The 9,017-nt window shown below is 69.7% G+C and carries 8 protein-coding genes and 1 CRISPR repeat array; all 8 genes read right to left on the bottom strand.

Annotated elements, in window-relative coordinates:
• Positions 1 to 25: 25 nt before the first annotated feature.
• Positions 26 to 1,345: a CRISPR direct-repeat array (repeat unit 29 nt; unit sequence CGGTTCACCCCCGCGTCGGCGGGGAGCAC).
• 17 nt (positions 1,346 to 1,362) lie between these two features.
• Positions 1,363 to 1,692 carry a type I-E CRISPR-associated endoribonuclease Cas2e gene (gene cas2e, locus ACO0M4_RS41020; protein WP_430369920.1) on the bottom strand — a complete coding sequence of 110 codons (330 nt, stop codon included), beginning with the start codon at positions 1,690 to 1,692 and terminating at the stop codon, positions 1,363 to 1,365.
• Between the two features lies 1 nt (position 1,693).
• Positions 1,694 to 2,623, bottom strand: coding sequence for a type I-E CRISPR-associated endonuclease Cas1e (gene cas1e / locus ACO0M4_RS41015; protein WP_430371353.1), 930 nt, complete (start codon positions 2,621 to 2,623; stop codon positions 1,694 to 1,696).
• 56 nt (positions 2,624 to 2,679) lie between these two features.
• Positions 2,680 to 3,330 carry a type I-E CRISPR-associated protein Cas6/Cse3/CasE gene (cas6e, locus tag ACO0M4_RS41010; RefSeq protein ID WP_430369919.1) on the bottom strand — a complete coding sequence of 217 codons (651 nt, stop codon included), beginning with the start codon at positions 3,328 to 3,330 and terminating at the stop codon, positions 2,680 to 2,682.
• Positions 3,327 to 4,100 carry a type I-E CRISPR-associated protein Cas5/CasD gene (gene cas5e, locus ACO0M4_RS41005; protein WP_430369918.1) on the bottom strand — a complete coding sequence of 258 codons (774 nt, stop codon included), beginning with the start codon at positions 4,098 to 4,100 and terminating at the stop codon, positions 3,327 to 3,329. The genes cas6e and cas5e overlap by 4 nt, the downstream gene beginning before the upstream one ends.
• Positions 4,097 to 5,224, bottom strand: coding sequence for a type I-E CRISPR-associated protein Cas7/Cse4/CasC (gene cas7e / locus ACO0M4_RS41000; RefSeq protein WP_430369917.1), 1,128 nt, complete (start codon positions 5,222 to 5,224; stop codon positions 4,097 to 4,099). The genes cas5e and cas7e overlap by 4 nt, the downstream gene beginning before the upstream one ends.
• Positions 5,224 to 5,877, bottom strand: a complete 654-nt coding sequence (gene casB, locus ACO0M4_RS40995; protein ID WP_430369916.1) for a type I-E CRISPR-associated protein Cse2/CasB — start codon at positions 5,875 to 5,877, stop codon at positions 5,224 to 5,226. Before casB ends, cas7e begins: the two co-directional genes overlap by 1 nt.
• 30 nt (positions 5,878 to 5,907) lie before the next feature.
• Positions 5,908 to 7,491, bottom strand: a complete 1,584-nt coding sequence (casA, locus tag ACO0M4_RS40990; RefSeq protein ID WP_430369915.1) for a type I-E CRISPR-associated protein Cse1/CasA — start codon at positions 7,489 to 7,491, stop codon at positions 5,908 to 5,910.
• A 237-nt stretch (positions 7,492 to 7,728) separates the two neighbouring features.
• A partial coding sequence (locus ACO0M4_RS40985; protein WP_430376395.1) for a helicase-related protein occupies positions 7,729 to 9,017 on the bottom strand: 1,289 nt, incomplete at its 5' end.

Raw genomic sequence — 9,017 nt, 5'->3', positions numbered from 1 at the left:
TTAGTTCACTAAACGGGGTGGAAGGAGGTTCACCCCCGCGTCGGCGGGGAGCACGCCGCCCCCGAACGGGTCGCCCGCCTGGACGACGGTTCACCCCCGCGTCGGCGGGGAGCACGCTTTCGCCCCTCGCGGCAGGAACTCGCCGTCTGGTTCACCCCCGCGTCGGTGGGGAGCACCCCTCTTGCAGTCGCGCCGCATGGACGAGCAACGGTTCACCCCCGCGTCGGCGGGGAGCACCCGTCCTCGTCGCGCAGGATCGTCCTGGTCAACGGTTCACCCCCGCGTCGGCGGGGAGCACACCCGGATCGGCGTCCGTACGTCCGCCAACGCCGGTTCACCCCCGCGTCGGCGGGGAGCACCTCAAAGCCCCTGTCCTCCAGGACCCGTCGAACGGTTCACCCCCGCGTCGGCGGGGAGCACGGCCAGCGGGCGGAGAAGGAGATTGCCGACATCGGTTCACCCCCGCGTCGGCGGGGAGCACACTGACCGCCGTCGGCACGCTCACCCGCCACCCCGAACTACTGGTTCACCCCCGCGTCGGCGGGGAGCACAGGGTGAGGAGCTGGCGGTGGGCGGCGGTCTTCGGTTCACCCCCGCGTCGGCGGGGAGCACCTCCAGGAGACCGTCCGCGCCGAGATGGCCAACCGGTTCACCCCCGCGTCGGCGGGGAGCACGTCACGACGTGGTATCACGGCTACCGGGAGGGCGGTTCACCCCCGCGTCGGCGGGGAGCACGCCTGGCGGGCCTTTTCCGTGCCGGTTTGTGCCGGTTCACCCCCGCGTCGGCGGGGAGCACCGAAAGACGCCGGTCGGTCTCGCGGAGGAGTGCGGTTCACCCCCGCGTCGGCGGGGAGCACATCAGGACGTCCGGAAACACGATCGGCCAAATCGGTTCACCCCCGCGTCGGCGGGGAGCACCCGGCCCACACCGACGAGGCCGACCCTGAGCCCGGTTCACCCCCGCGTCGGCGGGGAGCACGGCTTGTTGGAGGCAGACTTCGAGGGTGTGGGCGGTTCACCCCCGCGTCGGCGGGGAGCACCCCTACAGCCCTTGGGGGTAAAGGGAAGCAGCCGGTTCACCCCCGCGTCGGCGGGGAGCACGATACCCAACCGGTAATCTCACGGTGAGATGGCGGTTCACCCCCGCGTCGGCGGGGAGCACGTCGCCGAGTCCGCCCGCCTCGGCATGAAGAACGGTTCACCCCCGCGTCGGCGGGGAGCACCAGATCTCTGACTCATCACTCGCCACATGCGACGGTTCACCCCCGCGTCGGCGGGGAGCACCAACTCATCGGCTGCATCGATGCTGTGGCCGGCGGTTCACCCCCGCGTCGGCGGGGAGCACACTTCGTGACCTGCAGATTATCCCCGGCTTTTCTCTTCCTTTGCCATTCCTGGTCGCTGCGGAGTCCCAGTCATCCGCATGAGGGTGAGTCCGTCGAAGTCCACGGGGACGCGGCGGCGGGTGCCTGCGGTGCGGATGGCGTAGCCCTGTTCTGTTGGAGCTGGGTGTACGAGGACGGCAGCACCGTCACCTACGACTTCCGCGACTGCGTCCCACAGCTGGTCGCGAACGCGGGCGGAGACGGTGCCGACGAAGATGCCGGGGACCACTTCGGTGGTCCACCGGCTCAGGGCGCCACGTAGGTGGTCAGGGACGGCGGTGGTGGCGATGACGAGCATGGAGGGCATCTCAGCCTCCGTCCGGTGCGTAGTTCACCCCAGCAGGAAGGACTCCCGTCTTCGGATCCCAGAGATGGACCAGTCGGACGTCATGGCGCTCGGGGTGGTCATCGTCGGTGTCGGCACCGGGAGTGAGGAGGGTCTGGATGTCCCGGATGACGCGAGGTAGCAGCCGGATGAGGCGGAGTTCTTCGCGGAATTTTCTGCGGGCTTCCTGTTCGGGGTTGGTCGATTGGTGGAGGGAGAAGGCGACGGGGAGGGTGGTTTCGGCTTTGTAGAGGTCGGCGATGTCGTAGACGAAAGCGTGTTGCTTGCCCGTGTGGACGAAGCCGAGGGCCGGTGAGCAGCCCAGGGCCAGCAGAGCGGCGTGGATGATGCCGTACAGGCAGGTGTTGGCGGCGGACAGTGCGAGGTTGACCGGGTCTTGCTGGTGCCACTGGTCGGGGTGGTAGTTGCGACGGAAGCGGCCGATTCCGTGCTGCTGGGCGAGGATTTTGTAGAGGGCCTTCATGCGCTGGCCTTCCATGCCGCGCAGTTGGTCGAGGGTGGTGCCGTCGGGGACGGTGTCGTCACCGAAGCGCATCTCGTACATGCGGGTGGAGGTGGCAAGCCGTTGTTGTGGGTCGGACCAGGCGGTCACCTGTTGTTCGAGCCAGTGGGTGGTGAGGGAGTCCGGCAGGATGCTGGCATAGGCGCGGACGCCGCCGGCGCCCGTGCACACCACGCTGGTGCCGTGGCGAGCGAGGGTGGACAGGGCGCGGGTGGTGATGGATACGCCCGGTCCCAGGAGCAGGCAGGTGAGTGCGGCGGTGGGGATGTAGACGGTGTCGGTGCGGTTGTCGTCGGCTTGGATCTGGGCGCAGACGCCGGTGTCGTCCTGTACGACGCGGACCTTGTCGAGGTAGAGGAAGGACAGGGAGTCCGCGATGCGCGGGAGCATGGCGAGGGTGGGGGCGGCGAGGCGCCTGCGGGCCTCCCCGCCGCCGGGGAGTGCGTTCACGCTGCGGCCGCCGGGGCGAGGCTGAGCAGGCCGGCGCCGTAGGGCTTGGCTCGTCCGATGCCTGTCAGCAGGGCATGTGTGAGGGCATCGGGGTCGGTGACTGTGGCGGTGCCGTCGTAGCGCAGCAGGTTGTGCCGCATAGATGGAGCATCTTTGGCTCGGGATCGTACGGCTGTGACCGGGGTGGGCAGCAGGGACTGGAGTTGTAGCCCGGCATCGTCGGCGCGGCGCGTCCACCACTGGTCGGCGTCCGGCCCGAAGAGCGGGACGATCTTGCCGCGCTTGTCCTTCTGTTCCAGGGGGAGGCGTTCGCGTTTGACCGGGTTGAGGACGATGCGGTAGCGGACAGCGAGTCCCTTTTTGAGGGCGTTGAACAGCGGGGTCAGGTCCTTGATGTCGGTGTGACCGTATTCGTCGGGGAGACGGGTGGGGTCAAGGGTGGTGGCTTGCACGAGAAGTGTGCTGGTGGTGGCGGATTCGTCGAGGCGGTAGAGCAGTCCAGCGGCCTGACGCGAGCCATCTCCGAGACCGTCGGGGACCATCCGCATGAGGGTGCGGTGCATCTGGGTGGGGTCGCGCAGGTCACGCTGAACGGAGCGACTGTGGGGATTGAGGCGGATGCGGGCGAGTGCCACGCGAGGACTCATGCGGGGACCTCCTTCATGGCGTAGTCGATCAGTCGTCGGTGCAGGCTGTGGGAGCCGACTGCCAGGGAGGTGGGGAGTCTTTCCACCGTGCGGTACAGGCGGCGCTTGCCGTGACTGCGGCCGTGTGGGGCGAAGCTGTGTGGAACGTCGTGGACAGTGAGGATGTCGATATCCCGCGCGGGTGGGGCTGGCGCACGCTCCCACAGGAAGGTGACCGGGATGGCGCCGTCCTGGGGCGTGGACCGTTCCGGGTCGGGGCTGAGCGGCACGCGGTGGAGCAGTTCGTCGATGGGGTCGGTCGTGTCGGTACGCAGCAGGAGGGGCTCGTCCGGGACGCAGGAGCGTCGGCCCAGGTACGGCGCCCAGTGTGGCTGGTGCAGGGCGGCGGCGAGGCGCGCAATGTCCCCATCCGGGCCGGAGACGGCGACGACGAACACCGCGTCGGCCAGGTAGTGGCGGCGGGTCACCACGGCAGCGCCCTTGTGGTTGCCGCCGCTGGTGGCGGCAGTCTTCTCTTTGGGCTGGCCGCCGCCGACGGTGTGGTAGTCGACGAGCCGGGCGCCGGGTCGGTCGATGCGGACGGTGAACTCCAGTGCGGCATAGCGTTGCAGGGCTGCTGTGTCGTGGCGGGCGATGCCCTCCGCGGCCGCGAACATGCCGATGAGCGCGGAGCGGGTGGGGAACGGCGCGGTGTCCCGCTCCGGGGTGAACGCCGAGCGTTCGCCCCAGGACTGCAGGGGGCCGGCCAGTCGCAGTACCAGCCCGGTCACACCTGCTCCCCGGAGACGGGCAGGGCCGCGTCCACGGCGGCGTCGATCAGGTCGTAGAAGGAGTCGTGGGCCGGGCCGAGGGGAGTCAGGTCCACGGTGTCGTCGGTGATGGCGGCATGGCCGTGGAAAGACCGGTGGCGGCTACCGGTGAGGCGATTGAGGTTGTGCGCGTACGCCGCCAGGGCTGCGCGGGAGGCGCGGGCGAAGCCGCCGTCGCTGTGCTTGACCGGTGTCTCGAAGGCTGCGGCCAGGGAAAGGGGGCGCTGGGTGCGGACGGCGAGGTGGGCGAGGTCGGGGACGGTGTGCGGGGCAGTGCTGTTCTTCTTCGCCTGAGGCAGGGACAGCAGGAAGTGCTCGGCGAAGGAACCCAGCACCGTGCGGGCCGCCTTGTGGTCGCCGTCGAGGTTGGTGAGCAGGTCGGTGATGTTGACGGTGGCGTAGCGGTAGAAGACTCCGGCGCTGAATTCGCTGGTGTCCAGGTGGCCGCTGCCGGTGTCGGCCTCGCCGAGCCAGTCGTCGACGGCGGTGAAGTAGTCGCGCTGCGGCTCGGAGGCGTGGGTGGTGAAGGCGTGGGCGACCTGGGCAGCGCCGTCGACGTTGGCGCCGGGCAGTTCGGCGAGCATGCGGCCCAGCAAGCTGATCGAGGCGGTGCGGCGCTTGAGGATCTCCTCGATGCGGTCGGCCGGCAGCACTTGCCCCGGCTTCTTCTTAGCGGCGTTCTGCTCCAGGCTTTCGCGGTGCTCGACACAGACCGCGACGAGTTCCTCCAGACCGCTTTCCGGCAGGAACAGCAGGACCGAGGTGTGGCCGTCCTTCTCCGTGCCGATGCCCTTCTTGCCGGCGCTCGCGGCGACCTGGACGCCGGCGAACTCGGCGAGGTCGGCAGGCCATCCGGCGCTCTTGAGGGCCTCGCGGACCTTGACGGGCACCAGCCGGGTGCGGGCGGCCTTCTCACCGAGGTCCTGCTCGACACCGTGGCGGATCACCCGCTTCCAGGACTGGCTGGAGACCCGGATGCGGGGCGCGTTGCCGTAGCGGACGGTCTTGGGCGATCCGAGGTCATCCCGGTTGAGGTTGGCGGCCGGCACCGACTGGGTGGCGCTCAGGTCCATGAACAGGGCCATCAGATGTTCTCCTCGTGCAGGTCGGTTGTGTCGGTGACAGGGGTGTTGGCGTCCGTGTCGTCGGCGCCGTCGCCGTGGTTGACGGTGCGGAAGTAGTTCTCCAGCCAGCGGGTCGCGATGCGGTCGCGGTCACGGTCCCACCAGGTGAGGTCCTCCAGCAGCACCGCCCAGTCCAGGGCGATGCCCCTGGACTGCAGGTGCCGGGTCAGCGCAGGCAGCCGCGCGTGGAGGGCGTCGCTGCTTTGGCGGCTGAACAGGTGCAGGTCGCCTTCGGCCGAGTCGGGCTTGATGACCCCGGCGTTTGTGGCCTCAGCCAGGCTGGCGCCCAGGTTCGGGCGCTTTGGCCAGTCGGACACGGGATCCGTCTGATCGGCACGCTCCGCGTCAGCGTCGCGGGCGGCTCGGGGCCGGGCTGCGATGAGCGCGGCCACCGCGTAGTGGGCACGCTTGGCATCGCGGTGCAGGCGCTCCGGCAGGCGCCGTACGAGATAGCGGTGAAGGTAGTTGCAGCGTTCGACGGGCAGCCCCAGACCGGTGCGCAGGTCGGACTGGACGCGCTTGTTCTCGCACAGCGACAGCACGTAGGCAACGAATTTGTCGGAGTGCTGCGGTCGAGTAGGTGTCGTCGGTGGTGGCACGGAGGTGGAAGTCATGGCACATCCCTGAAAGCGGTGGGTGGTGGGCTACGCAGCGGCGCGCAGGAGAGCCCGCACGGCCGCGCGAGCGCGCGTGCGGGCACGGGCGACGCGGATGTCGGCCCGGCTAGCCTGGCCGATGGCGTCATCCAACGCCGTCAGTGCGGCCTTCACCAACGACGGCAGTGGCGGGGTATCGCACCACGCAGGGTCGGCAAGCCGCCAGAACTCCCGCTCGGCCGCGGGCCAATAGCGGCTCATCGCTGCCGCGGCCCACGGGCCGGGCTTCCGCGCATCGAGCTTGATCTTGGCCGCGGAGGCGGCGCTGGTGTCGTTGGCGAGTTTCCAGGCGAGGCGTGCGGCATAGTCCAGACGGGAGCCGACGTCTTCAGCGGCCTGGTGGCAGCGGGCCATATGGCGGGCCATCCGCGCGTCGGCCTCCTCCTGCCACTGCAGGATGGGCGGAGTGGTCGCCTCGAACCAGATTGTGTCCGTTTGCTTGCCATCCTGGTGGAACCCGTACGCACGTACGGAGAGGCGAGGGCGCAGCTGCGGTGGGAGGCCGTCGAGGCTGTGCGGCCGCAGCGACTGGTGACCGGTGTCCTTCAGCAGCAGCGCGTCCACGTCCCGCCACAATGCTCGTGTGCCATTTGCCTCGCGCGCCTCCAGCCGGCCTTCTCTATCCCGGTCGAGGATCACGTACGGGTCGCGCGCCTTCTGCTTGGGCTCGTGGGTGCACCATGTGATGTAGGCGTCGATGACCTCATTGCGGTCCGTGGACGGCACCAGCAGCACAGCGTGCCGAAACCGGCCGGTCAGCACTCCGCCCGGCCAGGTCAGCTCAGAAGGCGGCCCGAGCGGATCCGGCAGATCCGCCGCCTCCCAGGGGCACACGTCCCCCTCGTCCGAGGCCGCGGCATCGTCCGGCACCGGGACGCCCAGCACGAGGCTGGTGAACAGGTCCGGCCCCCACGCGTGATACGACACCGCTTTGCGCAGCGGGCCCGCGTCGCCGTTGCCGGGCTTCACCTGGGTGATCCGGCGCGGGGTGCACTGCCCGGCCGGCCCGTAGTACAGCTGGGCGATCAGGTGCCACGCAGCCTCGGCCGCCGGAACCGCCACCGGCTCACCGTCCGTGAAGTGCCCGAACAACACCGCTCCGTTGACCCCGGTGGGACGCCCGAAGACCAGCTTGTTCACGCCCGACGGATTGGGGTTGCCGCGCCCGTCCACGCACTCCGCTACCAGGCGCGGATCCTGCAAGAAGGGCCGCACCGGATCAAACAAGTCGAAGCGGCCCGACGGCACCTCGTCATCGAAATACGCATCCACTGCCCGAGGATCGAACCGGCCCCGGGCCAGGACCCCGTCACGCACCTCCAGCCACGTGACAATCTCTTCCGCCGCATCCTCGTCGTCCAGGCGCACCCCCTCCTCGTCCCGGGCGATCCGCGCGGTCATCGCCGCGAGGATGCGCTGCAGCCCAGACGCCGCCGGCGGCACGGGTAGCTCCACGTCCACGATCTCGTGCGCCCGATGGAACAGCTCCCGCAGCCCTACCCGAGTGGCGTCCCCCGCCGCTAACCGGACCGGGATCCACTGCTCGTCGCGCAGGTCGAACCCATCGGCCATGCGCCCTCCCTCAGTCTGTCCTGGTCGCCTCGCTGCACGACGGCACGACAAAGCCGCGTGCTTCACGCTCGTGGTGAAGAGCGAGGCACTGGGCACAGTGAAGCAGGCACCACTGACACTGGCGGGCCAGAACAGAACAGTCGAACTCCCTTGCGAACTCATGGGGTTGGGGTACGGGGCGCCTCTGGGACGTCTGGGCCGGAGGCGGACGGGCATCGCCACCCCGGGCTCAACATGTCACTGCCTGACCAGCCCCAAATCCGCATCCAGATACAGACTCTTACTGCCCACGCGGACGGGCTGCACCTGACCGTCGACGAAGGACTGCCGCAGCATCACCAAGTCGCCGAGCAGCGGGTGCTCAGCCCATTCGTCCGGGACACGATGGGTCGTCAGTTCCCCCCGGAACCAGTCCGCGTTGGCCGGAATAGTGCGGCCCATCACGGACCGCACATCCGCGGGGGTGAGGGCGCTTCCCCATCCCGGCAATGGCCGGGTCCCCTCCGGATCCAAAGTGGTCGTGCCGTCGGCGTGCGCGTAGACGCACACCAGGCGCACGGCGTCAGCGCCGAGCCGGGTCGCCGCTTCCCACTCTTCCTCAGCACCTCGCAGATGGTGCAGCTTGTGCAGCCCCGGCACACTCCGCGCGCGGGGAATGGCGAGAATGTCCCCGACACTCCTCTCCGCCAACTCCTTGCCCCGGTAGGCAGTGTAGGCCGCGGATTTCGCTGGGTCGTCCCAAGCGAACCGCTCCGCCCGATCGCCGTGCACCTCTTCGACTAGACCCTGCACATCCTCCGGAATCGCGATGGGCTCCGCTCCCCGCCGCGCCAGGGCCTCAGAGGTGGCGTGGAGCAGGAACTCCGCATACACCTCGCCCCACTGACCCGGCACACCCCGGCCAGCGGCCAACGGGTCCAGCACGACCAGCCGCGGGCCCGCCGCCCAGGTGGGCCGGCCCCGGCCGTGCGGGCGCCCGCGCTGAGCCCACCAGGTCTCGTGCCGCCAACAGCGCCCCGCCCGCTGCAGCAACAGCGCCAAGGGAGCCAGATCGCTGATGACCACATCCGCATCCAGGTCGAGGGACTGTTCGACGACCTGGGTCGCCACCACGATCCGACGCTCGGGCCGGGGCCCGGAGCGTCCCAGCCCGGCCGTGACGGTCTGGGTGCGCTGCTCGCGGTCGTCGCCAGGAAAGCGGGCATGCAGCAACTGCACCTCACCAGCGAGGTGCCCGCGGGCTTCCAGGAATGTGCGCAGGCGCTGGTAGGTCTGCTGCGCGTCCGCCACGGTGTTGCACACCACCAGCGCACAACCGCCGGCGTCCCCGGCCACCGGCTCCAGCAACCGCTCGATCACCGCCAGCCGATTCCGCTCGCCGCCCGCCGCCCCGTGGACGACCGGCTCCACCTGCACGGCAAGCTTCATACGGCGCGCCGCGGCCTGCTCCTTCTGCCGTACGTCCGAGATCCGGGTGCACGCCCCGTCCGCCGCGTCCACATACAGCCAGCCCGGATACGGGGCCT

Source organism: Streptomyces sp. RGM 3693 (assembly GCF_050471125.1).
Classification (GTDB): Bacteria; Actinomycetota; Actinomycetes; order Streptomycetales; family Streptomycetaceae; genus Streptomyces.
The sequence above is the reverse complement of the archived record's forward strand: the minus strand, read 5'-3'. Positions and strand labels throughout refer to the sequence as shown.